General features: G+C 60.4%; 24 protein-coding genes. 11 read left to right on the plus strand and 13 right to left on the minus strand.

Features of this window, described 5'->3' with window-relative positions:
* Positions 1-19: 19 nt before the first annotated feature.
* Positions 20-226 (minus strand): 4-oxalocrotonate tautomerase family protein, encoded by a 207-nt coding sequence (locus BJ917_RS28850; protein ID WP_096515004.1) that lies wholly within the window; start codon positions 224-226, stop codon positions 20-22.
* A 120-nt stretch (positions 227-346) separates the two neighbouring features.
* Here BJ917_RS28850 and BJ917_RS28855 point away from each other — a divergent pair, with 120 nt between their 5' ends.
* From BJ917_RS28855 to BJ917_RS28865, 3 genes are all read left to right on the plus strand, one after another.
* Entirely contained in the window at positions 347-1,258 is a 912-nt protein-coding gene (locus BJ917_RS28855; protein WP_096515002.1) for a LysR family transcriptional regulator, read from the plus strand.
* A gap of 138 nt (positions 1,259-1,396) precedes the next feature.
* A complete protein-coding gene (gene aroQ, locus BJ917_RS28860; protein WP_096515000.1) occupies positions 1,397-1,837 on the plus strand; it encodes a type II 3-dehydroquinate dehydratase in 441 nt (146 codons plus the stop codon).
* Positions 1,834-2,697, plus strand: coding sequence for a shikimate dehydrogenase (locus BJ917_RS28865; RefSeq protein WP_372237775.1), 864 nt, complete (start codon positions 1,834-1,836; stop codon positions 2,695-2,697). The genes aroQ and BJ917_RS28865 overlap by 4 nt, the downstream gene beginning before the upstream one ends.
* Positions 2,698-2,798: 101 nt before the next feature.
* On the opposite strand, the gene BJ917_RS28870 is transcribed toward BJ917_RS28865, so the two are convergent.
* Both BJ917_RS28870 and quiC read right to left on the minus strand, forming a co-directional pair.
* Complete coding sequence (locus BJ917_RS28870; RefSeq protein ID WP_096514998.1) at positions 2,799-3,473, minus strand: TetR family transcriptional regulator; 675 nt, start codon at positions 3,471-3,473, stop codon at positions 2,799-2,801.
* 102 nt (positions 3,474-3,575) lie between these two features.
* Positions 3,576-5,477 (minus strand): 3-dehydroshikimate dehydratase QuiC, encoded by a 1,902-nt coding sequence (gene quiC, locus BJ917_RS28875; RefSeq protein ID WP_096514996.1) that lies wholly within the window; start codon positions 5,475-5,477, stop codon positions 3,576-3,578.
* Between the two features lie 514 nt (positions 5,478-5,991).
* Between quiC and BJ917_RS28880 the strand changes: the two genes are divergently transcribed.
* Positions 5,992-7,329, plus strand: a complete 1,338-nt coding sequence (locus BJ917_RS28880; protein ID WP_096514994.1) for an MFS transporter — start codon at positions 5,992-5,994, stop codon at positions 7,327-7,329.
* A 123-nt stretch (positions 7,330-7,452) separates the two neighbouring features.
* Here the strand turns inward: BJ917_RS28880 and BJ917_RS28885 are convergent, their stop codons facing one another.
* From BJ917_RS28885 to BJ917_RS28900, 3 genes are all read right to left on the minus strand, one after another.
* Positions 7,453-8,331, minus strand: a complete 879-nt coding sequence (locus tag BJ917_RS28885; RefSeq protein ID WP_096514993.1) for a DMT family transporter — start codon at positions 8,329-8,331, stop codon at positions 7,453-7,455.
* A gap of 113 nt (positions 8,332-8,444) precedes the next feature.
* On the minus strand, positions 8,445-9,260 hold the full coding sequence (locus BJ917_RS28890) for a sugar phosphate isomerase/epimerase (RefSeq protein ID WP_096514991.1): 816 nt from the start codon (positions 9,258-9,260) through the stop codon (positions 8,445-8,447).
* Between the two features lie 229 nt (positions 9,261-9,489).
* Positions 9,490-10,266, minus strand: coding sequence for an IclR family transcriptional regulator (locus tag BJ917_RS28900; protein WP_096514989.1), 777 nt, complete (start codon positions 10,264-10,266; stop codon positions 9,490-9,492).
* A gap of 174 nt (positions 10,267-10,440) precedes the next feature.
* On the opposite strand from BJ917_RS28900, the gene BJ917_RS28905 reads away from it, so the two are divergent.
* The 4 genes from BJ917_RS28905 to BJ917_RS28920 all read left to right on the plus strand — a co-directional run bounded on the left by BJ917_RS28905 (position 10,441) and on the right by BJ917_RS28920 (position 15,187).
* The gene (locus tag BJ917_RS28905; protein ID WP_121105745.1) at positions 10,441-12,189 is read left to right on the plus strand and encodes an FAD-dependent oxidoreductase; all 1,749 of its coding nucleotides are present in this window, start codon (positions 10,441-10,443) and stop codon (positions 12,187-12,189) included.
* Positions 12,190-12,306: 117 nt separating this feature from the next.
* Complete coding sequence (locus tag BJ917_RS28910; RefSeq protein WP_121105747.1) at positions 12,307-13,176, plus strand: neutral zinc metallopeptidase; 870 nt, start codon at positions 12,307-12,309, stop codon at positions 13,174-13,176.
* A gap of 148 nt (positions 13,177-13,324) precedes the next feature.
* Entirely contained in the window at positions 13,325-14,218 is an 894-nt protein-coding gene (locus tag BJ917_RS28915; protein ID WP_121105749.1) for a neutral zinc metallopeptidase, read from the plus strand.
* Entirely contained in the window at positions 14,219-15,187 is a 969-nt protein-coding gene (locus BJ917_RS28920) for an alpha/beta fold hydrolase (protein ID WP_121105751.1), read from the plus strand.
* A gap of 138 nt (positions 15,188-15,325) precedes the next feature.
* Here the strand turns inward: BJ917_RS28920 and BJ917_RS28925 are convergent, their stop codons facing one another.
* The 3 genes from BJ917_RS28925 to BJ917_RS28935 all read right to left on the minus strand — a co-directional run bounded on the left by BJ917_RS28925 (position 15,326) and on the right by BJ917_RS28935 (position 17,461).
* The gene (locus BJ917_RS28925; protein WP_096514979.1) at positions 15,326-15,919 is read right to left on the minus strand and encodes an HAD family hydrolase; all 594 of its coding nucleotides are present in this window, start codon (positions 15,917-15,919) and stop codon (positions 15,326-15,328) included.
* Positions 15,916-16,785 carry an acyl-CoA thioesterase II gene (gene tesB / locus BJ917_RS28930; RefSeq protein WP_096514977.1) on the minus strand — a complete coding sequence of 290 codons (870 nt, stop codon included), beginning with the start codon at positions 16,783-16,785 and terminating at the stop codon, positions 15,916-15,918. Before tesB ends, BJ917_RS28925 begins: the two co-directional genes overlap by 4 nt.
* Before the next feature lie 106 nt (positions 16,786-16,891).
* Positions 16,892-17,461 carry a GNAT family N-acetyltransferase gene (locus BJ917_RS28935; RefSeq protein ID WP_096514975.1) on the minus strand — a complete coding sequence of 190 codons (570 nt, stop codon included), beginning with the start codon at positions 17,459-17,461 and terminating at the stop codon, positions 16,892-16,894.
* 92 nt (positions 17,462-17,553) lie between these two features.
* Between BJ917_RS28935 and BJ917_RS28940 the strand changes: the two genes are divergently transcribed.
* Positions 17,554-18,474 carry a histone deacetylase gene (locus BJ917_RS28940; RefSeq protein WP_121105753.1) on the plus strand — a complete coding sequence of 307 codons (921 nt, stop codon included), beginning with the start codon at positions 17,554-17,556 and terminating at the stop codon, positions 18,472-18,474.
* Positions 18,475-18,754: 280 nt separating this feature from the next.
* Positions 18,755-19,996 carry a TIGR03862 family flavoprotein gene (locus tag BJ917_RS28945; protein ID WP_121105755.1) on the plus strand — a complete coding sequence of 414 codons (1,242 nt, stop codon included), beginning with the start codon at positions 18,755-18,757 and terminating at the stop codon, positions 19,994-19,996.
* 115 nt (positions 19,997-20,111) lie between these two features.
* Here the strand turns inward: BJ917_RS28945 and BJ917_RS28950 are convergent, their stop codons facing one another.
* Positions 20,112-21,449 carry a DEAD/DEAH box helicase gene (locus tag BJ917_RS28950; protein WP_096514969.1) on the minus strand — a complete coding sequence of 446 codons (1,338 nt, stop codon included), beginning with the start codon at positions 21,447-21,449 and terminating at the stop codon, positions 20,112-20,114.
* Positions 21,450-21,504: 55 nt separating this feature from the next.
* Entirely contained in the window at positions 21,505-22,446 is a 942-nt protein-coding gene (gene yedA, locus BJ917_RS28955; RefSeq protein ID WP_096514967.1) for a drug/metabolite exporter YedA, read from the minus strand.
* Positions 22,447-22,611: 165 nt separating this feature from the next.
* On the opposite strand from yedA, the gene BJ917_RS28960 reads away from it, so the two are divergent.
* A complete protein-coding gene (locus BJ917_RS28960; protein ID WP_096514966.1) occupies positions 22,612-23,070 on the plus strand; it encodes an Lrp/AsnC family transcriptional regulator in 459 nt (152 codons plus the stop codon).
* 125 nt (positions 23,071-23,195) lie between these two features.
* Here BJ917_RS28960 and BJ917_RS28965 read toward each other — a convergent pair whose 3' ends face one another.
* Positions 23,196-23,807, minus strand: coding sequence for a PolC-type DNA polymerase III (locus BJ917_RS28965; protein WP_096514964.1), 612 nt, complete (start codon positions 23,805-23,807; stop codon positions 23,196-23,198).
* 22 nt (positions 23,808-23,829) lie between these two features.
* Positions 23,830-24,309: an NYN domain-containing protein gene (locus BJ917_RS28970; RefSeq protein ID WP_096514962.1), complete on the minus strand. Its 480-nt coding sequence runs from the start codon at positions 24,307-24,309 to the stop codon at positions 23,830-23,832.
* Between the last annotated feature and the right edge of the window lie 98 nt (positions 24,310-24,407).

The raw sequence follows: 24,407 nt of genomic DNA on the forward strand, positions 1-24,407 counted from the left end.
TTTTTTGTTTTCAGCGAAATCACCCCGGCTGATTTTTACGATATTCAGTGGTGGTAATGCCCTTATACCCCCAGTTATCTGTGTCGATTTCCTCGATCACGATATGGGTCAGCTCCGGAGGCTTGCCGAGGACACGCTGCAAGGTCTCGGTGATTTCGGCGATGACCTGGGCTTTCTGCTCACGGGTAACGCCGTCACGGGTAATACGTACACTGACGAAAGGCATGCTGCTTCTCCTGCTCGGTTGATTCAGAAAGGCTTACCAATTGAAGCTCACTGTATCTGTGTGCAGGCATCTGATAAATACTGGTTTACGCACTTAATTTGATCCCCGGTGTAATCAATCATGCAGCGACAATTCGACGATCTTCAACTGGGCAGCATCGAGCTGTTTTGCCTGGCCGCCGAGGCCGGCAGCTTCACCGCGGCCGCGCTGGTGGCGGGCGTCACGCCGGCCGCAGTGAGCCGCTCGGTGTCACGCATGGAGGAGCGTCTGGGGGTGCGGCTGTTTGCGCGCACCACCCGCAGCGTCAACCTGACCGACAGTGGCCGGCGTTATTACGAAGAATGTCGCCAGGCATTGGCACAACTGGTGGAGGCCCAGCGCGAAGTCATGGGCCAACAGCAAGTGCCGTCCGGGACGTTGCGCATCAGTATTCCGACCACCTACGCACACCATCGAATCCTGCCGTTGCTCCCTGAATTTCGTGCGCGCTTTCCGGCGGTGAAGGTCGAGTCGCACATCAGTAATCGCAACATCGATTTCGTCGGTGAAGGCTATGACATGGCAATCCGCGTGCGCGCGATTCCTGACTCTGGCCTGATCGCCCGGCAACTGGAAGACGCCGCACTGGTGATGATTGCCAGCCCTGAATACCTCAAGCGTGCCGGCACCCCGCAAACCCTTGACGATCTGCAACAGCACGAATGCATTCAGTACGAACTGCCCAGCAGCGGTCGGCGCATCGCGTGGCTGTTCAATGATAACGGCGTACAGCGCGAAATTCTGGCCGAGGGCAACTTCAGCTGTTCCGACGATGTGCTGGGTGGCGTGACGCTGGCAAAACACGGTGCCGGTCTGTTTCAGACGTATCGCTTTATCGTCGAAAAAGAACTGGCCGATGGCACATTGGTGGAAGTGCTCAAACCCTATGGCGGGCGCTCGCGACCGTTTACGTTGCTCTATCCGCAAAGCCGTCACATGCCCCTTCGATTGCGGGCCTTTATCGATTTTCTGGTGGAGCATTTACCACGCTGAAAGCGAAACCGTCCGATCACCGCACACAAACCGCTGGGGAGCTTCCGCTTCAATTGACCAAATTAACCATCTAGTACAATTTATCTCCACAGGCCGAACCCTTGGCCAATGCCAAAAACAATAAGTGGAGAAACGTCGATGTCCCCCATCATTCTGGTGCTCAACGGCCCGAATCTGAACCTGCTCGGCACCCGTGAACCGGCGACTTACGGCCATGAAACCCTGGCAGACATTTCAGCCTTGTGCGGCCGTGCCGCCGAAGAGTTTGGCCTGGCGGTGGAGTTTCGCCAGACCAACCACGAAGGCGAACTGCTCGACTGGATTCACAACGCACGCGGCCGATGCGCCGGGATCGTGATCAACCCCGCCGCCTGGACACACACCTCGGTGGCGATCCGCGATGCCCTGATCGCCAGTGAACTGCCAGTGATCGAAGTCCACCTGTCCAACGTCCACGCCCGCGAACCTTTCCGCCATCACTCCTTCGTATCAGCCATTGCCACTGCCGTAATGGCCGGGTTCGGCAGCCACGGCTATCGCCTGGCGCTGGAGCATTTCAGCCAACGTCTGAAAGGATGAGCATCGTGAAACAGAACCAGACTGTATTGGCAGGACTGATCGGTGCCGGCATCCAGGCTTCGCGCACGCCGACGCTGCACGAGCACGAAGGCGATGCCCAGGGGTTGCGTTACCTCTATCGCCTGATCGACCTCGATCAACTGCAACTCGACTGCAACGCCCTGCCCGACCTGTTGATGGCTGCCGAGCGCATGAACTTCACCGGACTGAACATCACCTTCCCGTGCAAGCAGGCGATCATCCCGTTGCTCGACGAATTGTCACCGGAAGCCCGCGGCATTGGCGCGGTCAATACCGTGGTACTGAAGGACGGCAAACGCATCGGCCACAACACCGATTGCCTGGGGTTTGCCGAGGGTTTTCGCAGGGGGCTGAAGGGCGTTGCCGTTGAACGTGTCGTCCAGATGGGTGCCGGTGGCGCTGGCGCAGCGGTAGCCCACGCGCTACTGAGCGAAGGCGTACAGCAGCTGAGCATTTTCGATGTGGATACGAGCCGCGCCCAGAGTCTGGCGGACAACCTCAATCAGCATTTCGGCGAGGGCCGTGCAGTGGCCGGCCATGACCTCGCTGGCACCCTGATTGAGGCTGACGGCCTGGTGAATACGACACCTATGGGCATGAAAAAACTGCCGGGCATGCCGGTGCCCGTAGAGTTGCTTCGAGCACAACTGTGGGTGGCGGAGATTGTTTATTTCCCACTGGAAACCGAACTGCTGCGCAATGCCCGTGCCCTGGGTTGCCGGACGCTGGATGGTGGCAACATGGCGGTGTTCCAGGCGGTGAAGGCGTTCGAACTATTCAGCGGCGTGGTGCCGGATGCCCAGCGGATGCTGGCGCATTTTCAGAGCATGAATGTTTGAAATAGACGGGAGTACACCCGTAGGAGCCGGCTTGCTGGCGATGGCGTCTTTGAATACGCCATCGCCAGCAAGCCGGCTCCTACGAAAAGCAATTCGTCAGGTCAGGCCTGCAGGTAGCGCAACACCGACTCGCAGATCATCTCGCGATGACGCTGCTTGATGCTTTCGTCCGGCAGATCGATCTGGAAAATCTCGCCAAAGGTGTGGCGGTTCGACACGCGATAGAAGCAGAACGAACTGATCAGCAGATGCACATCCAATGGATCAAGACCGGCGCGGAACAGCCCCTGCTCGGCGCCGCGACGCAGAATCTCGCCCAATGAATCAAGAATGGTGTTGTTCATCGCCTTGATCGCATCGGAGCGTTTCACATACTCGGCGTTGTGAATGTTCTCGATGCTCACGATGCGCACGAAATCGACGTTGCGGTCATGGTGATCGAAGGTGAACTCCACCAGCCGCCGAATCGCCTCCACCGGGGCCAGTTCGGCCAGGTGCAATCGGTTTTCGGTGCTGCGGATATCGCCGTAGAGCTTTTCCAGAACCTCGACGTAGAGCTGTTCCTTACTGCCGAAGTAGTAATAGATCATGCGCTTGGAGGTGTGAATGCGTTCGGCGATGGCATCGACGCGCGCCCCGGAAAGACCTTGTTGAACGAACTCGACAATCGCCTCTTGAAGGATATTCTCGCGGGTTTTTTCCGGGTTGTTCTTGCGACTCTTGCGCGGTTCGACAGGTTGCACTGGCGCTGCGGGGAGTTCTGAAGTCATTGTCATTGCGGGCTCACGGCCATCACTGCACAGGTGGGCGATTATGAGCCGCGCCGCACAGTGAAGGAAGCCGTGCGGCAACGGTTTGTCGACGTGATTACGATTTTCCTACAACTTTGTCTGACGTACGGCACCACTTCGTGATTTCGCCATGGCCGCCAGGCGCACCGCGACGTTGGCCGCACCGTAACCGGCATAGCCGTTCCTGCGCTGGATGATCTCGAAGAAGAACCGCCCCTCGAATGGCTCGGTGTAGACATGAAACAGTTCGCCACCTTGGGCATCGCGGTCATAAAGCACGTTGTAGTAAGCGAGCTCACTCAGGAATTCGTCATCGAAATCGAACCGGGCCGCCAGGTCGTCATAGTAGTTCAGCGGAATATCCAGGAGCGGCACACCCGCCTCTTTCGCGCGGCTGACTTCGGCAAAGATGTCGTCGCAATCGAAAGCGATGTGATGCACCCCGGAGCCGCGATAACTCGACAACGCGTGTGAGATCGCGGTGTTGCGGTTCTCTGAAATGTTCAGCGGCAAGCGAATCGAACTGTCCCGACTGCGCAGCGCGCGACTTTTCACCAGACCATAAGGATCGGGCAGAACCACCTCGTCATCGGCCTCGAAATCCAGCAGGCTCTTGTAGAACAGTACCCAACTGTCGAGGCTGTCGGCGGGCAGCGCCATGGCCATATGGTCGATCCGCTTGAGGCCGCCTCGGGCCACGGCACCAGGCAATAGATTGAAGTCGGTGCCATAGACGTCGGCCTCCTGATCCACCAGGTAAATCAGGCTGCCGTCCGGCGCGCGCACCGCGGCGAGCTCCAGTTCATTGGGGCCGACCAGTCCGCGATAGGGCTGGCCTTTGTAGGCCACGGCCCGCGCCAGAGCGCTGGCACTGTCCTTGACCCGCACGGCGGTGGCGCACAGCGACGGACCGTGTGCCTCGAAGAAACTGTGGCCGAACGAGTAAGGTTCGGCGTTGAGGATCAGGTTGATATCACCCTGGCGCAGCAGGCTGACGTTCTTGGAGCGATGCTGGCCGGCCTTGACGAAACCCAGCCGTTCCAGCCAGTGGGAGAGTTTGGCGCCGAGGCTTTCGTCCACGGCGAATTCGAGAAACTCGATGCCGTTGTACTCGCTGGCCTTCGGTGTCTCGAACAAAATGTCGAGGTTGTTCGATGGCTGGGTTTGCTGCGCCAGACGCTGCCGGGTTTTCTCCTCCAGGTACAACAATGAGCGCAGGCCGTCGGCGGCGTTGGCCCGTGGCGGTGCGGCGCGGAAACCGTCATTGAAGATCTCCAGCGACAGCGGTCCGGTATAGCCACTCTTGATGATCGGAGCGAGGAAGCCCGGCAAATCGAATTCGCCCTGGCCCGGGAAACAGCGGAAGTGCCGACTCCACTCCAGCACGTCCATGGCCAGGATCGGTGCATCGGCCATTTGCACGAAAAAGATCTTGTCGCCGGGAATCTCGGCGATGGCACTCGGATCGCCCTTGAGCGACAGCGTATGGAAGCTGTCGAGCAACACGCCGAGGTTCGGGTGATCAGCCTGCCGGACGATGTTCCACACCTGTTGCCAGGTGTTCACATGCCGCCCCCAGGCCAGTGCTTCATAACCAATACGAAGGCCACGCGCGCCGGCGTGTTCGGCGAGCAGGCGCAGGTCATCGACCAGAATCTGTTCATCACCGATGGCGTCGGCCGAGGCGTTGCTGCACACCAGCACCAGGTCAGTCCCCAGTTCCTGCATCAGGTCGAACTTGCGCTCCGCCCGCTCCAGATTGCGCGACAGGCGGTCACGGCGGCAACCTTCGAAATCCCGGAAGGGTTGAAACAGGGTGATGGCGATCCCGAGATCGGCGCACATCTGCCTGATTTCCCGCGGGCTGCCGTCGTAGTAGAGAAGATCGTTCTCGAATATCTCGACACCGTCAAAGCCGGCGGCGGCAATGGCTTCGAGTTTTTCCGGCAGGGTACCGCTCAAGGACACGGTGGCAATGGAACGCTGCATATTTCGACTCCCGGGGTGGAGGCAATCTTGTTAAGGGCATTGCGCGCTTTTATGTAGGGGATTGCGTTTATCTTGGTTTGAATTATTGGCTGCGCGATTCAACACAGCAATTCAAAGTGTACTATCCGGTTAGTTTTGCGTGCGATTATCGAACACAATGGACTTTGGTGAATTGACGATTTTTTGTTCGCTGCGCAACATCAACACCACATTGAGTCCGGTCTTCAAATGCCGGCTTCAGTTAACCAAGACCCAGAACACCACATAAAAATTTCAAAAAACGGGTATACGCTCATGCGCTCATTCAACGCCTTGCTCGCTCGAACCACCGTCATTACGCCCTGCCTGGCGTCCATCCGAACCCTGCACACCGCCGGCATCACCGTGCCGCTAGCTGAATAACCCGTCAGTCGACGAAACCAGCCGATCAGTCCCGCGCCCACCGCATCGATTGATCACGTGCCCTTGAAGATTCGACGAGCTTCGCTTGTCAGTCATTGAACGGATGGCCCAGATGAATCCTACTCAAAGCTCTCGCATGGCCCCGGCCATGAGCGCCGCCACTGGCGGCATCGGCGACAAAATCCGCGGTGCCATGGCGGTCGGCAAAACCCGCTGGGGCATGCTGGCGCTGGTGTTCTTCGCCACCACCCTGAACTACATCGACCGCGCCGCGCTCGGCGTCATGCAGCCGATCCTCGCCAAGGAAATGAGCTGGACGGCGATGGACTACGCCAACATCAACTTCTGGTTCCAGGTGGGTTATGCCATCGGTTTCGTGCTGCAAGGCCGCCTGATCGACCGGGTCGGCGTCAAGCGCGTGTTCTTCTGCGCCGTGCTGCTCTGGAGCCTGGCGACAGGCGCCCACGGCCTGGCCACTTCGGCGGTCGGTTTCATGGTCTGTCGCTTCATTCTCGGCTTGACCGAAGCCGCCAACTACCCGGCCTGCGTGAAAACCACGCGCCTGTGGTTCCCGGCCGGCGAACGCGCCGTGGCCACCGGAATTTTCAACGCCGGGACCAACGTCGGTGCGATGTTCACACCGATGCTACTGCCGCTGATCCTGCACACCTGGGGCTGGCAGGCTGCGTTCCTGTGCATGTCGGCACTGGGTGGCATCTGGGTGTTGTTCTGGGCCTTGAAGTACTTCAATCCGGAAGATCACCCGAGCGTCAAACAGTCGGAACTCGAGTACATCCAGAACGAAGTCGAACCGGAACAAACCCGCGTACCCTTCTCGCGAATCCTGCGCATGCGCGGCACTTGGGCCTTCGCCCTCGCCTATTCGATGACCGCACCGGTGTTCTGGTTCTACCTGTACTGGCTGCCACCGTTCCTCAATCAGCAATACAACCTGGGCATCAACGTGACCCAGATGGGCATCCCGCTGATCATCATCTACCTCACCGCCGACTTCGGCAGTGTGGGCGGCGGGATTCTGTCTTCGTTCCTGATCGGCCGCGGGGTCAACCCGATCAAGGCGCGACTGATGTCCATGTTCCTGTTCGCCTGCTGCATCATCGGCGTGATCATGGCGGCCGGCTCCAGCAACCTGTGGGTGGCGGTATTCGCGATTTCCCTGGCCATCGGCGCGCACCAGGCCTGGACCGCGAACATCTGGAGCCTGGTGATGGACTACACGCCCAAGCACATGATGAGCACGGTGTTCGGCTTCGGCGGCATGTGCGCCGCGATTGGCGGGATGTTCATGACCCAGTTGGTCGGCCACATCCTGACCGTCACCAACAACAACTACACCGTGCTGTTCACCCTGATTCCGGCGATGTACTTCATCGCGCTGACCTGGCTGTACTTCATGGCACCGCGCAAGATTCCGAGCGTTACCGACTAAAGAAGTCATCATTCCCTGTGGGAGCGGGCTTGCCCGCGATAGCGGTGGTTCAGCCAACATTTATGTAGGATGTGCCGACCTCATCGCGGGCAAGCCCGCTCCCACAGTGTTTTTCATAGGCGTCTATTTGCGGCTTTGCTGCCACGCCGCCGCCAGCCCGCTGCAGCAAATCACAGCAATACCGATCACGGTGGTCAGGGTCGGCGTGTGGGAAAACAGCCACCAGCCCAACAGGCCGGCAAACACGATCTGGCAATAGCTGAACGGCGCCAGCAAGGCTGGCGCGGCATGGCGGAAAGCCTGGGTCAGGAACAGATGCGCCGTCATCCCGCAGGCCCCCAGCGCCAGCATCATTGCGCCATGCATCAGGCTCGGCAACTGCCAGAAGAACGGCACCAGCGCACTCATCACCAGGGTGTTGCACAAGCCTGCGAAAAAGTTGCTGGTGGTCGGACTGTCGATCTCGCTGAGCTTGCGTGTCAGCAACTGATAGAAGCAGAAAAACAGCGCCGAGCAGAACGGCAGCAACACCGCTGGCGTGAACAACTCACCACCGGGGTGAACGATGATCAGCACCCCGCCGAACCCGAAAATCACCGCCAGCCATTGCCCGCGCGTCACCCGCTCCTTCAACAGCGGCACCGACAGCGCGGTGACCAGCACCGGTGCCAGGAAGTTGACCGAAGTGGCCTCGGCCAACGGGATGTACATCAACCCGGTGGTGAAAAACAGGCTGGTGCCCAGCAGGCACAATGCCCGGGTCAGTTGAAGCAGCGGTCGCTTCGTGCGCAGGACCCGCAGCCCGGATTGCGGCAGAAAGATCCCGGCCATCAACAGGGTATGGACCACATAACGGGCCCACACCACCATGACAATCGGATAGAACCCGGACAGGTATTTCGAAATGGCGTCGTGGCTGGAAAACAGGAAGGTGGCGACAACGATCAGCAGAATCCCTTTGAAGGGCTGATTGACGCCGGAAAGCGGGGTGCTGACGGTCATTGGGTTTCCTTTGCATTAAAAATCAAAAGCATCGCGGGCAAGCCTTGCTCCCACAGAATTGAGGTGATCCTTGTGGGAGCATGGCTTGCCCGCGATCAGGTGCGCAGCACCGCTTACAGCCGCGCCAACAATTCCCGGGTTCTGTCCAAAGCCATCCGCGCCCGCTCCAACCCACTCACACCCTGCTCCAGCAGTTGTACCGTGGGAATCTCCAGGCTCAATGGAATGTTAGCCGGCAAACAACCCAACAATCCCGACAAATCACAATCACCATCGCCGGGAAAGCGTCGCTCGTTGCGCGCCTGACGCAATATCTCGGCCATGTCGGCCGGTCGCTGTCCGGCAACATCACACAACTGCGCATACCGCAAACGTGAAGGCGCAACCCTGGCCAGATCTTCCAACCGTGAACCCGAACGGTCGAAGTGGAACGCGTCCACCAGCACTGCACCGTTTTCGCGCCCGGCGCGCTCGACGATGCGCACGGCTTGTTCAAGATTGCGCGCGTCGGTCCAGGGCATGAACTCCAGATGCGGATGCAAGCCATAGGACACTGCCAGATCGCACAGTTCGGCAAAGTTTTCCGTCATCCGTTGCTCGTCAGAATCATTACCGGCCACCAGCAATTCGCTGGCACCGAATTCGGCACCGACCGCCAGAATGTTCTCGAACTCGGCTACGACGGTTTCCGGCTTCAGCCGCAGGATTTCTACATCCAGCACACGAATGCCGGTGTCACGCAGACGCGCCAGGGTCTGGCGTCGTAATTCAGCATCGGCCACCAACGGAAAATGATGTTCCTGCGGCGTCGCCGGCACCAGGCGCAAACCGACATGGCTGTAACCGGCTCGCGCGGCCACCTCGACCATGTCGGGCGGTGACAACTCCAGCACGGTCAGGCTGGCGAGGGAAAAGATGCGTTCACTCATGGGCGGCCTCTTGTTGGACGACTGAATTCCAACAATTTAGAACCAGGTTCCACATTCTTATACAAGTAGACACCGATAGTGTTCGATCAACGCACATTTTTAGGGCAAACCCATACCCTGTGGGAGCGGGCTTGCCCGCGATAGCGGAATGTCTGCCGACATAGATGTTGAATGTGGGCCCCTTATCGCGGGCAAGCCCGCTCCCACAAGAGCCGTATATGTCCACCAGCTAAGTGAACAACTCCGACGCCACGCTCGCCGCCGATAACTCCTCGGTAAACGCCAACAACAACGGCGCCAGTTCATGCAACCGCGCCCCCGGCATCCGCGCACTCGGCCCGGCAATGCTGAGCACTCCGATCACCCGTCCATCACCGGGATGACGCACCACCGCGGCAATCGCCGACGTACCCACCGCCGAACTTTCCTCGACGCACGCATAGCCTTGCTCGCGTGCCAGACGCAGGCGTTCGAGCAGTTCGATGTTGGAACGCGGTGCATTCGGCCCCAACTCCAGCGGCCGATCCGCCGCCTGGCGCTCCACCCGTGACAAGGCTTCGGCATCGCTCATGCACGCCAGCCAGGCATGCCCGGATGCGGTGTAGAACAACGGTGCGTCACGGCCCATGTCCGGGTCGTAACGCAAACCGGAACGAGCGCCCTGGGACTTGGCGATCCAGGTCTGCCGCTCGCCCTCGATCACCCCCAGACGCACCAGTTCACCGGTTTCCTGGGCCAGGCGATCGAGCACCGGCTGCACGATATCGGCGCCGCTGCTCGACAGGTAACGGAACCCCATCGCCACCAGTTTGGTCGACAAGTGGTAACGCAGGTTTTCCGGATTCTGGCGCACATAGCCGAGGCGAATCAGCTCGGCGAGCAGCCGGTGAGTGGCGCTTTTGGGGATGTCCAGTTGCTCAGCCAGCGTCTGCATCGGCAGGCCGCGAGGGTCGCTGGTAAGGCTTTCAAGCACACTGAAAACACGTTCGATCTGACTGCCGGCCATGGGCGTCTCCACGCAAATTTTGCCGATTCTAGAAGACATCCGGTGGATTACGAAATCTGGAACTGACTGTCCGATAACCGCCCATTTTATGGACATCGTCCTTGCCCGATTCAATCAACCTCTTATATTTTTCGGAATCAAATTCCAAAATAATAAATCGCTGGAGCCCGAAAAATGCCTGCCGAGCCGCAATTTCTTCCTGAAGTTGACTGCGATGTACTCGTTGTCGGTTCTGGTGCGGCCGGTTTATCGGCGGCTGTGACCGCGGCATGGCATGGCCTGAAAGTCATCGTGGTCGAAAAAGACCCGGTGTTCGGTGGCGCTACGGCCTGGTCAGGTGGCTGGGCCTGGGTGCCGTGCAATCCCCTGGCCCGTCGCGCCGGGATCGTCGAAGACGTGGAGTTGCCGCGCACCTACCTGAAACACGAGTTGGGCGAGCATTTCCAGCCAGCGATGATCGACGCATTCCTGGAGGCCGGCCCTCGGATGGTCGCGTTCTTCGAACAACACACTTCGTTGCAATTCGCCGACGGCAATGCGATTGCCGACATTCATGGCGAGACGCCGGGTGCCGGTACCGGTGGACGCTCAGTGATCGCCGCGCCGTACGACGCACGAAAAATCGGCAAGTTGCTCAAGCGCCTGCGTACGACCATGCGGGAAACGTCCTTCATGGGCATGCCGATCATGGCCGGTGCAGACCTCACGGCGTTTCTCAATCTGACCCGTTCGCTGTCGGCAGCCTGGCATGTTACCCGGCGATTTACCCGTCACCTGCTCGACCTCGTCCTGCAGGGTCGGGCGATGCAACTGGTCAACGGCGTGGCACTGGTGGCGCGCCTGGCAAAATCCGCCGAGGACCTTGGTGTGTTGCTCTGGGAATCGGCGCCGGTCACCGACCTGCTGCGCGAAAGCAATCAGGTGCGCGGCGCGGTGGTCAGCACCGCCAAGGGACCGATACGGATCAAGGCACGCAAGGCCGTGGTGCTGGCGGCCGGTGGTTTCGCCAATGACATCGAGCGGCGCAAGGCGCTGTTCCCGCGCACACCCACCGGTCATGAACACCTGGCCCTGCCGCCACTCGGTGTGTCCGGCGACGGCCTGCGACTGGGTGAAAGCGTCGGCGCCCACGTGGACAGCAACATGCAGTCCCCCGTTGCCTGGGCGCCAGTTTCCCGGGTGCCACACAGCGACGGCAGCACAGGCCACTTCCCCCATATCATCGAACGCGGCAAACCGGGAATCATCGGCGTACTGAGCAACGGCCAACGTTTCGTCAACGAAGCCAACGGCTACTACGACTACGTGACGGCCATGGTCGCTGCCGCGCCAGAGGGTGAAGAGGTCGCCTCCTGGCTGATCTGCAGCCATGCTTTTCAACGGCGCTACGGCTTGGGCATCTCTCGGCCGTTTCCCGTGCCGCTGTCATCCTTCATCCGCAGTGGCTATCTGAAAACCGGCAACACACTCGAGGAACTGGCGACAGCCTGCGGCATCGACCCAAGCGGCTTGGGTAATACCGTGTCGGACTACAACCGGCATGCACGTAACGGCGAAGACCCGCAATTCGGCCGTGGCTCGACACCCTACAACCGCAAACAGGGTGACGCATTACAGCAACCGAACCCGTGCGTCGCGCCGATCGAACAGGGACCGTTCTATGCCGTGAAGGTCGAGCCAGGCTGCTTTGGCACCTTCGCCGGACTAAAGGTCAACGAACATGCCCAGGTCCTGGATGACTCGGGCCGGGCCATCGCAGGGTTGTACGCGGCGGGCGGCGACATGGCCAGCATCATGGGCGGGCACTACCCCGCCGGCGGCATCAACATCGGCCCGGCACTGACCTTCGGCTACATCGCCGCACGCCACATCGCAGGAATCAGCCCGGACTTCGCGCCGGCGGGGGATGCGTTCGACCAGTAACCGGGAAATGGCCACGACCTCACTAACTCTTACACATTTCTCCCACACCCTTTTGCCTGTGCGGTTATTCATGGAGACGGCGATACCCGCCCCATCAATCCATGAGAGACCGCAAACATGTTATGGAACAAGGCAAGACGCAGCGACAACGTAAACGACACTCGCAAGGGCAAGGATGCCCGCACGCTCACAGGGAAAACACTGAGTGTCGGGCTGGCCGCGACTGCTCTGGCAGCCGCAGGGCTTTACTCCACACTCGACACCCCATCCGGCGACATTCCCCTTGCACCCTCGAACATAGCGACCCCATCCGCCGCTCCCCTCGCGATCGAGACCGCCGAAGACCTGCAAATGAAGTTTGTCCAATCGGTACTGGGCGAAACCGAAGACACCTGGAAACAACTTTTTGAGCAATCGGGAAGGCGCTACCCGAAGTCCTCGCTGACGTTGTTTGAAAAATACGTGGACACCGGGTGTGGGTTCGCCAGCTCAGTCAGTGGTCCCTTTTATTGCCCAAGCAACCTACAGGTGTATCTCGATCTCGACTACTTCACGAGGCTCGAGCAGCAGTTTTCAGTGGTCGGAGACTTCGCACGGGCCTATATCATCGCTCACGAAGTCGGGCATCACGTCCAATTGGTACTGGGAATGTCGGGGCCGCTTGAAGAGGCCTTGCTGGACCAGCAAACCGTCACCGGTGATGGAGGCCTGGAGGTGCGCGGGGAGTTGCAGGCCGATTGCCTGGCCGGCGTCTGGGCACACCATGCGCAACAGCGCCTGGACTGGCTGGAAGCTGGCGATATCGAAGCGGCATTGCATGCGGCAACAGTGTTTGGTGACGACAACCTGCAGCGCTCCAAAAATGCCGTCGTCAAGCCAGAGACGTTCAGCCACGGTACCTCACAGCAGCGCGTGAACTGGTTCAAAACCGGTTTTGAAACCGGCCGCACGGACGCTTGCGATACCTTCACCGCAGTAGATCTGTAGGACCCGCTCGTCAACGAAACCTCTAATGTCACGCCATGCACAGAACCGCCGCCGCACAAGGCTGTCTGACGACCGGACTGGCGCCGCTCCCACTGAGCAGCAACACTCATCGCACGGAGCTTTACCCAGAACAGAAGAGGATTCCCACATGCTATGGAAAAAAGGCCGACGCAGCGACAACGTGGTCGATGCCCGTGGCGATGATGTCGGCGGCGGTGGCGGCGGGATGCGCTTCGGTGGCGGCAAGGGCCTGAGCCTGACGGCCATTCTTCTGATTGTCGGGATCGGCTGGATCACCGGCCAGGACCCGATGCAGATTCTTGGGCAACTGACCGGGCAAATGGGCGAGCAATCGGCACCGGCCACCCATCAGACCCGCAAGGCGCCACCGGCCACTGACGAAGGGGCGGAGTTCGTTCGCTCGATCCTGGGCGATACCGAAGATACCTGGCGGCAGATTTTCCAGCAGGCCGGCCGTCAATATAAGGACCCGACCCTGGTGCTGTTCAGCAATCGGGTCAATTCCGCCTGTGGCCTGGCCACCTCGGCGACCGGTCCGTTTTACTGCCCGGCAGACCAGAAAGTGTACCTGGACACGGCGTTCTTCCAGGAGATGTCACAGCGCTTTTCCGCCGCTGGCGACTTCGCCCAGGCCTACGTGATCGCTCATGAAGTCGGACACCATGTTCAGACCTTGCTCGGCGTGTCCGCGAAGATTCAGGCAGCCCGCCAGCAAGGCCGGCAGATGGAAGGTGACGGCGGCTTGCTGGTCCGTCAGGAATTGCAGGCCGATTGCCTGGCCGGAGTCTGGGCCAACAATGCGCAAAAGCGTCTGAACTGGCTGGAGCCGGGCGACATCGAAGAAGCACTGAACGCCGCCAACGCCATCGGCGACGATCGACTGCAGCAACAGGGTCAGGGCCGAGTGGTGCCGGACTCGTTTACCCATGGTACGTCGGCGCAACGGGTGCGCTGGTTCAAAACCGGATTCGCCCAGGGCCAGGTCGGCCAGTGCGATACCTTCGCGGCGAAAAATCTGTAAATGAAAAAATGGTTGTTGGTGTTGTTGTTCACTTGCGCAAACCCTTGCACAAATACCTGGGCTGCCGAGCATGGCGTCAAGGAGCTCAGTCCCGGCCGACTGTTGTTGAAATCAGGCGAGATGGCGGTAGGTCTCGGCCCCGCCCCGGCAAAAATCGAACGGGTATTGATCATCGTCCACGGTCGCCTGCGCAATGCGCAAACCTACCTGCAGAGCGGCGAGCACGCGGTCGAACTGGCCGGCCAAAACGCAACGACGCTGGTGATCGCCCCGCAATTTCTCAATGAAACCGACGTCGCACTGCACCCGGTGGCCGACACGGTCTTGCGCTGGCAAGGCAACGAATGGATGGCCGGCGGCGAGTCCACCGCGCCGTTTCGCTTGAGTTCGTACGAGGCACTGGACGAAATCATTGCCCGCCTGGGTAATCGCCAGCAGTTTCCGGACGTGAAGCAAATCGTCGTCGCCGGTCACTCCGGTGGCGCTCAGGTGGTCCAGCGCTACGCCTTGCTGGGCCACGACCAGCCCGCTCTGGAGGCCGCCGGTGTACGGGTGCGCTACGTGATCGCCAATCCGTCTTCCTACGCGTATCTCGATGAGCGCCGGCCAGTGGCCTTCAACCACGCCGGTTGCCCGGGCTTCAATCGCTGGAAATACGGACTGACGGATTTACCCGCCTATGCCGAAGGACAAACTGCCGCGCAATTGCAGGAAAAATACCTCAAGCGCGACACCGTTTACCTGCTGGGCCAGCAAGACATCGACCCGAATCATCCGGCACTGGATAAAAGCTGCGAGGCCAAGGCTCAAGGCCCGTATCGATTGGCTCGCGGGCGCTTCTACTTCAATTATCTGAAACGGCTGAAACCGCAAGGGTTGCATCAGCAGCTGATTGAAGTACCCGGGGTAGGGCATGACGGGGATGGGATGTTTACGTCGCCCGAGGGGCAAAAAGCACTGTTCCCGTAGGAGCTGGCTTGCCAGCGATTCAGTCAACGCGGTGAATCAAGTAGATCGCCTCGCGAGCAGGCTCGCTCCCACAATGGAATGCGATCAACTGTGGGAGCGAGCCTGCTCGCGATGGCGTCGGATTGGACAACACTGCCCTCAAGCCGAAATCATCTTCCTCAACTCAACACAATCCGCCGCATGCCAATCCGCCAGATCCGGCCACGGATTATCCGGCAAATTCACCAACACCGTCCGCGCGCCCGCCGCTCGACCACAATCCAGATCGAAGCGGTAATCGCCGACCATCACCATCTCGCTCGTCGGCACGCCCCAGGCCTGCGCCAGTTTCAGCAAACCACCGGGATGCGGTTTTGGCGGCGCTTCATCGCGACCGAGCACATCCCCCACCGCGAAGCAGTCGGACAGGCCGATGGCCTCTAGCGTGACGTGCGCCAGCTCACGGGCATTGCGCGTGAGAATGCCCAGGCGATACCCGCGCCCGGCCAGCTCACGCACCAGTTCCACGGCACCCGGTGCCGGCTTCGAGCCCAGCGCCAGGTCCCGCTCGTGTTCCAGCAACCACGCGTGTTTGGCCGCGGCTTCATCGGCCGGTAACGCGGCGAGGTGAGTCAGGATGTCGTGTTCGGCCGGGATCGCCAAGGCCACGCGAATCGCCGCGAAGTCATGCACAGCCACCGTCAGGGTGCCGTCCATGTCGAACACCCAATGGCGCACCTCGGCCAGACTCATGCCCAATCCTTGCGATGGCGAATCAGGCCTTCCTGAGTGACCGAGGCCACAAGTTGCCCGGCACGGTTGAACACGCTGCCACGGCAGAACCCGCGGGAGTTGCCGGCCCACGGACTGTCCATGACGTACAGCAACCAGTCATCGGCACGCAGGTCGGCGTGGAACCACAGCGCATGGTCGAGGCTGGCGACCTGCATGTCCTTGTGCCAGACGGATTTGCCATGGGGTTGCATCGAGGTGGTCAGCAGGCCGAAGTCCGAAGCGTAGGCCAGCAAGTATTTGTGCAGCGCCGGGGAGTCGGCCAAGGCACCGTCGGCACGAAACCAGACGTGCTTGATCGGATCGGAGGGTTGCGGATTGTAGGGGTCTTTCTCGGTGATTGGCCGAAACTCGATCGGTTTCGGGCACAGCAGCTTTTCGCGCATTTTCTCCGGGATCAAGTGCGCGCGCTGCTGGGTGAGCTCCAGTTCCGATGGCAGGTTTTCCGGACCGACCACTTGCGGCATTTGGCTCTGGTGCTGGAAGCCCTCTTCGTCGTACTGGAACGAGGCGCTGCAGGTAAAGATCGGGTGTCCCTTCTGGATCGCCGTCACCCGGCGCGTGCTGAAACTGCCGCCATCGCGAACCCGGTCCACCTGATACACCACCGGCAACCCGGCATCGCCCGGGCGCAGGAAATAACCGTGCATCGAATGCACGTGGCGCGTCTCTTCGACGGTCTGACTGGCCGCCGACAGCGACTGGCCGAGCACCTGACCGCCGAACAACTGACGAAAGCCCAGGTCCTGGCTGCGACCGCGGAACAGGTTTTCTTCGATCGGCTCCAGGGTCAGCAGGTCCACCAGATCATCCAACACTTGGCTCATTCAGACTCTCCTCACACAACGCAATGCCGCGCAGTTCTGGCTGCGTCGGTCAATTCAGTTTCTGGCCCGGGCCAACATGAGGGCCATTGTAAACGTCCGGGCCAGGTTATCCATGCAAGGTTTGCAGCCATTGTTCACGGCTGATTCGATACAGCACGTGATGACGCAGGGGATGATCGACGGCGAGTTTCGGGTGTTCGAAGTCATCGGCAGGGTCATGGTGCATACCGATGGCCTGCATGACTTTTTGCGATGGCAGGTTGCTGTCAGCGGTGAACGAGACGACCTCGTTCACCGGCAGGCGGTCAAAGGCGCAGCGCAGAGCGGTCCAGGCGGCTTCGCTGGCGTAGCCAAGCCCCCAGTGCTCGCGCGCAAGACGCCAGCCGATCTCGATGGCCGGGGTGAACGGCGTGTCGAAACCGACCACACCGAGGCCTGTAAAGCCGATGAATTGCCCGGTGTCCTTGCGCTCCAGTGCCCACAGACCAAACCCGTGCTCGGCAAAATGGCCTCTGATTCGCCCGATCAATGAAGCACTTTCCAGTCGACTCAAGGGCGCCGGAAAATAGCGCATGACCTGCGGGTCGGCACACATCGCCGCGAAATCCGGCAAATCCTCGTCGCGCCATTGGCGCATCAACAGTCGCGCGCTCTCGAGTTTCAGTATCGGCTCCATCGTCCCCCGCCCCCCTCCGCATGGATGTCGCAAGTCTACAACGCTGGTAGGATCCTTCACTCACTCCAGTACACCTTATAGACAAATCAGTCATGCCCCTGCCGCTGATCTATCACGAAGACTACAGTCCCGAGTTTCCGGCGGATCACCGCTTCCCCATGGACAAGTTTCGCCTGCTGCGCGATCACCTGGTGGAAAGCGGCCTGACCCGTGACGCCGACCTTCTGCGTCCGGAACTGTGCCCGCCGGAGATTCTGGCCCTCGCCCATGACCCTTCGTATATCGAACGCTATATGGGGGGTGAATTGTCACGTGAGGATCAACGACGCCTTGGCCTGCCCTGGAGCGAAGCGCTGGCCCGACGCACGGTGCGGGCGGTGGGCGGTTCGTTGCTGGCGGCCGAGCAGGCGCTGGAACATGGCCTGGCCTGCCACTTGGCGGGCGGCACCCACCACGCGCATTACGATCATCCTGCCGGGTTCTGCATCTTCAATGACCTGGCCGTGATCAGCCATTTCCTGCTGGAAAGTGGCCGGGTGAATCGGGTGTTGATCTTCGATTGCGATGTGCATCAGGGCGATGGCACTGCACGAATCCTGCACAACACCCCGCAAGCGGTGACCGTCTCCCTGCATTGCGAGCAGAATTTTCCTGCACGCAAGGCCGAAAGTGACTGGGACATCCCGTTGCCCAACGGCATGGGCGATGCCGATTACCTGAAGGTCGTCGACGATGCGCTCAACTACCTGCTGCCGCTCTACCAACCGGATCTGGTGCTGTACGACGCGGGGGTCGATGTGCATAAAGATGACGCGCTGGGTTACCTGAAACTGACCGATCAGGGTCTGGCCGCCCGCGATGAAAGCGTGATGCGCCATTGCCTGGGCCGCGATATTCCGGTGGTCGGGGTGATCGGTGGCGGCTACAGCAAGGACCGCCAGGCCCTTGCGCGACGGCACGGCATCCTCCATCACAGCGCACAGCGGGTCTGGCAATCATCAGGTTGTCATTGAGTTGTGGATGCTTTACCCACAATGCCTGTGGAGCTGCCTGTGGATAACCTGAGTGAAAGGGACTACAGCCCCTGCAGATCATGGGCTACAGAGCTGCGGTTGTTTTTTAACCAGCTCCCAAACCAACGAAGTACCCTGTGGGAGCGAGCCTGCTCGCGAAGACGGCAGCACATCCAACGAAGATGTATCTGACACACCGCTTTCGCGAGCAGGCTCGCTCCCACAAGGGGCCGGGCTGGTAGAATGCCCGGCTTCATTCGCCAAAACCGCAGCGCACTCCATGACCCAATCCTCGACCACCTCCTCCCCTCACGTCGCCATCATCGGCGGCGGCCCCGCCGGCCTGATGGCCGCTGAAGTGTTGAGCGGAGCCGGGATCAAGGTCGACCTGTACGATGGCATGCCTTCGGTGGGGCGAAAATTCCTCCTGGCCGGCGTCGGCGGCATGAACATCACCCACTCCGAAGCCTACCCCGCCTTCCTCTCGCGCTACGCCGAACGTGCGCCGCAGATTGCACCGTTGCTACGAGGCTTCGGTGCTGATGCGTTGTGCCAGTGGATTCATGACCTGGGTATCGAAACCTTTATCGGCAGCTCCGGCAGGGTCTTCCCGACTGACATGAAAGCCGCGCCTTTGCTGCGTGCCTGGCTCAAGCGCCTGCGAGAAGCTGGCGTCGTCATCCACACCCGCCATCGTTGGCTCGGTTGGGATGAGTCCGGTGGTTTGCGCATCGACAGCCCCGACGGCGAAAAAACCGTCCAGGCAGACGCCACCCTGCTCGCCCTCGGTGGCGCAAGCTGGGCGCGCCTGGGCTCGGACGGTGCGTGGAGGCTGCCACTGGAGCAGCACGGTGTCGGACTGGCGCCATTGCAACCGAGCAATTGCGGCTTCGAGGTGCAGGCCTGGAGCGAATTGATGGTCAGCAAATTCGCCGGCGCCCCACTGAAAAACATTGCCATCGGTTTGAACGACGACATTCCACGATTGGGCGAATGTGTGATCACCGCGACGGGTATTGAAGGCAGCCTGATCTACGCCCTGTCGGCACCGATCCGCGAGGCGATCAACCTGCACGGCTCGGCGACCATCCATCTTGATCTGTTACCGGGCCGGCCTGTGGATAAAGTCCAGGCCGCGCTGAGCAAACCGCGCGGCTCGCGCTCGATGGCCAAGCATCTGCACAGTCAGTTGGGAATCGACGGGGTGAAAGCTGCGCTATTGAGAGAGCTGACAACCGCCAACTGTTTCGCCGACATGGCGCTGCTGGCCAAGGCCATCAAAGCCCTTCCACTGACATTGGTAAAAACCCGGCCATTGGACGAGGCCATCAGCAGCGCAGGCGGCGTGAAATTCGAATCGATGGACGAACGCTTGATGCTCAAGCAACTGCCTGGCGTGTTCTGCGCGGGGGAAATGCTCGACTGGGAAGCGCCGACGGGGGGTTATCTGCTGACTGCATGTTTCGCCAGCGGGCGGGCAGCGGGGTTGGGGATGATTGAGTGGTTGCAGCGCAAGGTCTGAGACCGCGGCGCACCCTTCGCGAGCAGGCTCGCTCCCACATTGATCTGCGCCATACGAAGATCCACTGTGGGAGCGAGCCTGCTCGCGAAAGCGGCCTAACGGACGCCGCAGCTAATCAAGGTTTACGCTTGCGCGGTCCGGTATTGAACACCGGCACTTTACGCACAGGCTTGACCGAAGGCTCTGGCGCCGAAACCTCGCCGCTATCGACCCACTTCCCAAGATTACGCTTGCCGCCACCACCGGAAGCCTTCGGCTTCTTCGGTTTCTTCGGCTTTTTCACGACCTGACCACTCGCATCCGTATCCGGCACCCGGTGCTCGGGTTCGAAGTCCGGTTCGTTCTGACGCTTCAAGGTCTGGCGGGTCAACATCTCGATGGCCGACAGAAGATTCACTTCATCGGCGCATACCAGGGAAATCGCCTCACCGGTCGATCCCGCACGGCCGGTACGACCGATCCGGTGGATGTAGTCCTCAGCCACGATCGGCAAGTCGAAATTGACCACCAGCGGCAGGTCTTCGATATCCAGGCCACGGGCCGCGACATCGGTGGCCACCAGAATCTGCACGTCGCTGGCCTTGAAACGGTCCAGTGCACGCTGACGGGTCGCCTGGGGTTTGTCGCCGTGGATGCCGTCGGCGTTGATGCCCAGGCCCTGGAGTTTTTCCACCAGCGCGTCCACGCCGTTGCGGGTCTTGGCGAACACCAGTACCTGCTTCCACTTGCCCTTGCGCATCAAATGCACGAACAGTTCCGGCTTGCGCTTCTTGTCCACCGTCACCACCCACTGCTTGACGGTGTTGGCCGCCACGTTGCGCGGGCTGACTTCGATGCTCAACGGATCGTTGAGCATCTGCCCGGCCAGCAGGCGGATGTCATCGGAGAACGTCGCGGAGAACAGCAGGGTCTGACGCTTTTTCGGCAACGCCTTGTAGATGTTCGCCAGCTCTTCAGAGAAGCCCAGATCCAGCATGCGGTCGGCTTCGTCCAGTACCAGGGTTTGCAACTGGTTGAACTTCAGCGCGTTCTGGCGAAACAGGTCGAGCAAACGGCCCGGGGTCGCGACCAGCAGGTCTACGCCGCTGCGCAGCTTCATCATTTGCGGGTTGATGCTGACACCGCCGTACACCGCATAGGTGCGCAACGGCAGGTTCTCGGCGTACTGACGCACGGCTTCATGAACCTGCTCGGCCAATTCGCGGGTCGGCACCAGGATCAGTGCACGCACCGAGTTGGCGGTGACTTTCGGCCCTTCCATGGCCAGCAGTTGCAGGAGCGGCAAGGCGAAACCGGCGGTCTTGCCAGTACCGGTCTGGGCGGCGGCCATCAGGTCGCGACCGGCCAGCACCGCTGGAATGGCTTGCGCCTGAACCGGCGTCGGCGTCTGGTAGCCGAGCTTCTCGAGAGAGCGCAGCAAGGGTTCGATCAGGCCAAGGGTGGCGAAAGTCATGGGAATACCGTAGGAAAATTCAGCGCGGACAAGATGCAATGGCGCGCAGTTTACCCTAATTCACACGGGATTCAGTCGGCACCACCTTCGGCACGACCTTCGCCACCGGTTGCTCGGGCGTACGGCGCCACTGTGGCAGGCCGATCAATACCACGGCGCTGATGATCACCAGCATCGCCAGTGCTTCTTCGATACCAATGGTCTCGCCGACAAACACGATCCCCAGCAACACCGCCACCGCCGGGTTGACGTAGGCATAACTGGTGGCCGCCGCCGGACGCACGTGTTTCAACAGGTACATGTAGGCGTTGAAGGCGATGATCGAACCGAACACGGTCAGGTACGCCAACGCGGCCCAGCCTTCGATCGGCGGAACCTTGTCCAGGTGTTCGCCGCTGATCGCGCTGCCGATCAGCAACACCACGCCCCCCACCAGCATTTCCACGGCACTGGCCATGGCGCCCTGAGGCAACGGCAAGTGTTTGCTCCAGACCGAACCGAACGCCCAGGTGGCCGCGGCAAAAATCAGCAAGGCAGCGCCCAAGGGGCTTGATTGCAGGTTGGAACCGAGGTTGAGCATGGCAATGCCAACCATCCCCAGCACAATCCCGGCCCATTCAAGACGGGTATTACGCGCCCCCCAGAAATAGCCACAGAGCAAGGTAAACAGCGGCACCGTCGCGACTGCCAGGGCCGCGACCCCGGAGGCCACGCCCGTGTGCTCGGCCACGCTGACCGCACCGTTACCGCACGCCAGCAGCAATACGCCAATGATGCCGGCGGCTTTCCATTGCCCCCAGGTCGGTGCCGGCGCGCCCCTCCAACGCAGGAAGGCGTACATCAAGGTGCCGGCGATTACGAAGCGGATACCGGCAAGCAACAATGGCGGCCAATACTCCACGCCGATGCGGATGACCAGGTAAGTCGAACCCCAGATCACGTACAAGGCGAAAAAGGCAGCGATCAACGGTAAGGGAAAGCGACGTAGGCCGGACATGATGGGCAGCTCACAGGCAGTACAAGTGAACGGCTATTCTAGAAAGGCTGGCGCTGGAAAATAAGTTACAAAACCTGTTTAAAGCGCCGGTACACTTTTCAAAACACGGAGTTCAGGGCTATATACCGTGCTTTCGAAAGTCGCTCATATTCAGGAGTCACCACGATGGATAAGTACGACCGCATGCTGCTCGGCGCCCTGCTGGAAAACGGTCGCGCGTCCTACGCGGATCTTGCGCGCAAGGTCAATCTTTCCGCCCCTGCGGTGGCTGAGCGCGTGGCCAAGCTCGAAGCCAGCGGCGTGATCACCGGCTATCAGGCAAAGGTCGACATGGCCAAGCTCGGCCTGCCGATCCAATGCGTCATCGAACTGCGCCTGAACCAGCACGGCAACCAGAAAGCCTACGACGACCTGATCAAAATCCCGCAACTGACCGAATGCCATCGGGTGACCGGTGATCCTTGCGTGATCATGCAGGCGGCGGTGGGCTCGATGCCGGAGCTTGAAGATTTGATCAACCGAATCGCCACGTTCGGGTTCAGCAAGACGTCGATCGTGTTGTCGAGCGCGATAGAAAAGCGCGTGCCGTTGGGGCAGTTGGAAGGGAATGGCAAGGCAATTTAATTGCTGTAGGTGATCCACTGTGCGAGCGAGCCTGCTCGCGAAGGCAATTGATCATTCAACATTGAGGTCGACTGACACTCCGCTTTCGCGAGCAGGCTCGCTCCCACAGGGGAATCGTGTCGCGGTCAGACCCCGCGATAGCGCTTGAGGTGCTCACCCACCTTCGCCGCCGGCACTTTCTGCAACTTGCACAGCAAATCATGGGACAACTCGCGCAGCCCGTGTTTCTGACGCAACTCTTCAGCCAGGTGCGCCGTCAGGTTGGCGGCCATTTCCGCATCGGCCATGGCCCGGTGGGCCTTGCCGGTGTGGGGCAGGTTGGCGAAGGTGGTGAGGGTGCCGAGTTTGTGGTTCGGCGCCGCGGGCATCAGGCGACGGGCCAGCAGCAGCGAGCAGGCAAAGTTTTGCAGGCGGGTGCGCTTGATCCGTCCCAGCTCGAAATCCCAGAACTTCTGGTCGAACGCGGCGTTGTGCGCCAGCAACGGCGTGGTGCCGACGAACTCATTGACTTCGTTCATCACCTGCTCCGCCGAGGGAGCCGTGCGCAACATGGCGTTGCTGATGCCGGTGAGTTGTTCGATGAAGGCCGGGACGCGCACGCCGGCGTTCATCAGGCTCTGGTAACGCTCGACGATGCGCCCCTGTTCAAGAATCACCACGGCAATTTCCGTGGCCCGACAGCTGCTGCTCGGGGAGATCCCGGTGGTTTCAAAGTCGATGACTGCGATGCGTTCCAAACCTGTTTCAACTCCGTAAAAATCAATTCTTGAGCAGCAAGGCGCCTTCGATCGGTACGTAACGGCTGGCGGCGCGGATCAGCGAGTTGGCCGTCAGGCCCGGTACGCCATAGGCCACCGCCTGCACGCCGTGCTTGCTGATGATGCGCTCCAGCAACATGTCGAAATCACCGTCGCCCGAGGCCAGCACCACTTCGTCGACATGGTCTGCCGCGTCCATGATGTCGAGGGTGATGCCCACGTCCCAGTCACCCTTGGCCGAGCCGTCGCTGCGCTGGATATACGGCTTGAGCTTCACGGTGAAACCGAGATTGCGCAGGATCTGCTGGAACTGCTGCTGTTTGCTGTCGCCACGATCGATGGCGTAGGCGTAGGCCTCGACGATCTGCCCCTGCTTGCTGATCTCGGCCCACAGCGCGGCATAGTTGAAGTGACAACCGTAAGCCTGACGCACGGTGTAATAGAGGTTTTGGACATCGGCGAACACAGCGATTTTCTTCACCGCAACATCCCCTTGGTGCGCAGGCAGGATCAGGCACCGGGCCCGAAAAGTCGCCCAGTATGCCAGCCTGAAGGAGTGTTCCGCGAAAAATCGACCCG

This window comes from Pseudomonas sp. WPR_5_2, from assembly GCF_003634475.1.
Classification (GTDB): Bacteria; Pseudomonadota; Gammaproteobacteria; order Pseudomonadales; family Pseudomonadaceae; genus Aquipseudomonas; species Aquipseudomonas izuensis.

Excerpts from the sequence above, each read along its gene's own strand:
- BJ917_RS28925 (WP_096514979.1), bottom strand. The coding sequence starts at position 15,919 with ATGAGTCTGGCCGAGGTGCGCCATTGGGTGTTCGACATGGACGGCACC.
- BJ917_RS28870 (WP_096514998.1), bottom strand. The coding sequence starts at position 3,473 with ATGACAATGACTTCAGAACTCCCCGCAGCGCCAGTGCAACCTGTCGAA.
- BJ917_RS28935 (WP_096514975.1), bottom strand. The coding sequence starts at position 17,461 with ATGGAGCCGATACTGAAACTCGAGAGCGCGCGACTGTTGATGCGCCAA.
- BJ917_RS28900 (WP_096514989.1), bottom strand. The coding sequence starts at position 10,266 with ATGGCCGGCAGTCAGATCGAACGTGTTTTCAGTGTGCTTGAAAGCCTT.
- BJ917_RS28910 (WP_121105747.1), top strand. The coding sequence starts at position 12,307 with ATGTTATGGAACAAGGCAAGACGCAGCGACAACGTAAACGACACTCGC.
- BJ917_RS28905 (WP_121105745.1), top strand. The coding sequence starts at position 10,441 with ATGCCTGCCGAGCCGCAATTTCTTCCTGAAGTTGACTGCGATGTACTC.
- yedA (WP_096514967.1), bottom strand. The coding sequence starts at position 22,446 with ATGTCCGGCCTACGTCGCTTTCCCTTACCGTTGATCGCTGCCTTTTTC.
- BJ917_RS28950 (WP_096514969.1), bottom strand. The coding sequence starts at position 21,449 with ATGACTTTCGCCACCCTTGGCCTGATCGAACCCTTGCTGCGCTCTCTC.
- BJ917_RS28885 (WP_096514993.1), bottom strand. The coding sequence starts at position 8,331 with ATGACCGTCAGCACCCCGCTTTCCGGCGTCAATCAGCCCTTCAAAGGG.
- BJ917_RS28920 (WP_121105751.1), top strand. The coding sequence starts at position 14,219 with ATGAAAAAATGGTTGTTGGTGTTGTTGTTCACTTGCGCAAACCCTTGC.
- aroQ (WP_096515000.1), top strand. The coding sequence starts at position 1,397 with ATGTCCCCCATCATTCTGGTGCTCAACGGCCCGAATCTGAACCTGCTC.
- tesB (WP_096514977.1), bottom strand. The coding sequence starts at position 16,785 with ATGAGCCAAGTGTTGGATGATCTGGTGGACCTGCTGACCCTGGAGCCG.
- BJ917_RS28890 (WP_096514991.1), bottom strand. The coding sequence starts at position 9,260 with ATGAGTGAACGCATCTTTTCCCTCGCCAGCCTGACCGTGCTGGAGTTG.
- BJ917_RS28945 (WP_121105755.1), top strand. The coding sequence starts at position 18,755 with ATGACCCAATCCTCGACCACCTCCTCCCCTCACGTCGCCATCATCGGC.
- BJ917_RS28865 (WP_372237775.1), top strand. The coding sequence starts at position 1,834 with ATGAGCATCGTGAAACAGAACCAGACTGTATTGGCAGGACTGATCGGT.
- quiC (WP_096514996.1), bottom strand. The coding sequence starts at position 5,477 with ATGCAGCGTTCCATTGCCACCGTGTCCTTGAGCGGTACCCTGCCGGAA.
- BJ917_RS28855 (WP_096515002.1), top strand. The coding sequence starts at position 347 with ATGCAGCGACAATTCGACGATCTTCAACTGGGCAGCATCGAGCTGTTT.
- BJ917_RS28880 (WP_096514994.1), top strand. The coding sequence starts at position 5,992 with ATGAATCCTACTCAAAGCTCTCGCATGGCCCCGGCCATGAGCGCCGCC.
- BJ917_RS28915 (WP_121105749.1), top strand. The coding sequence starts at position 13,325 with ATGCTATGGAAAAAAGGCCGACGCAGCGACAACGTGGTCGATGCCCGT.
- BJ917_RS28940 (WP_121105753.1), top strand. The coding sequence starts at position 17,554 with ATGCCCCTGCCGCTGATCTATCACGAAGACTACAGTCCCGAGTTTCCG.
- BJ917_RS28850 (WP_096515004.1), bottom strand. The coding sequence starts at position 226 with ATGCCTTTCGTCAGTGTACGTATTACCCGTGACGGCGTTACCCGTGAG.
- BJ917_RS28960 (WP_096514966.1), top strand. The coding sequence starts at position 22,612 with ATGGATAAGTACGACCGCATGCTGCTCGGCGCCCTGCTGGAAAACGGT.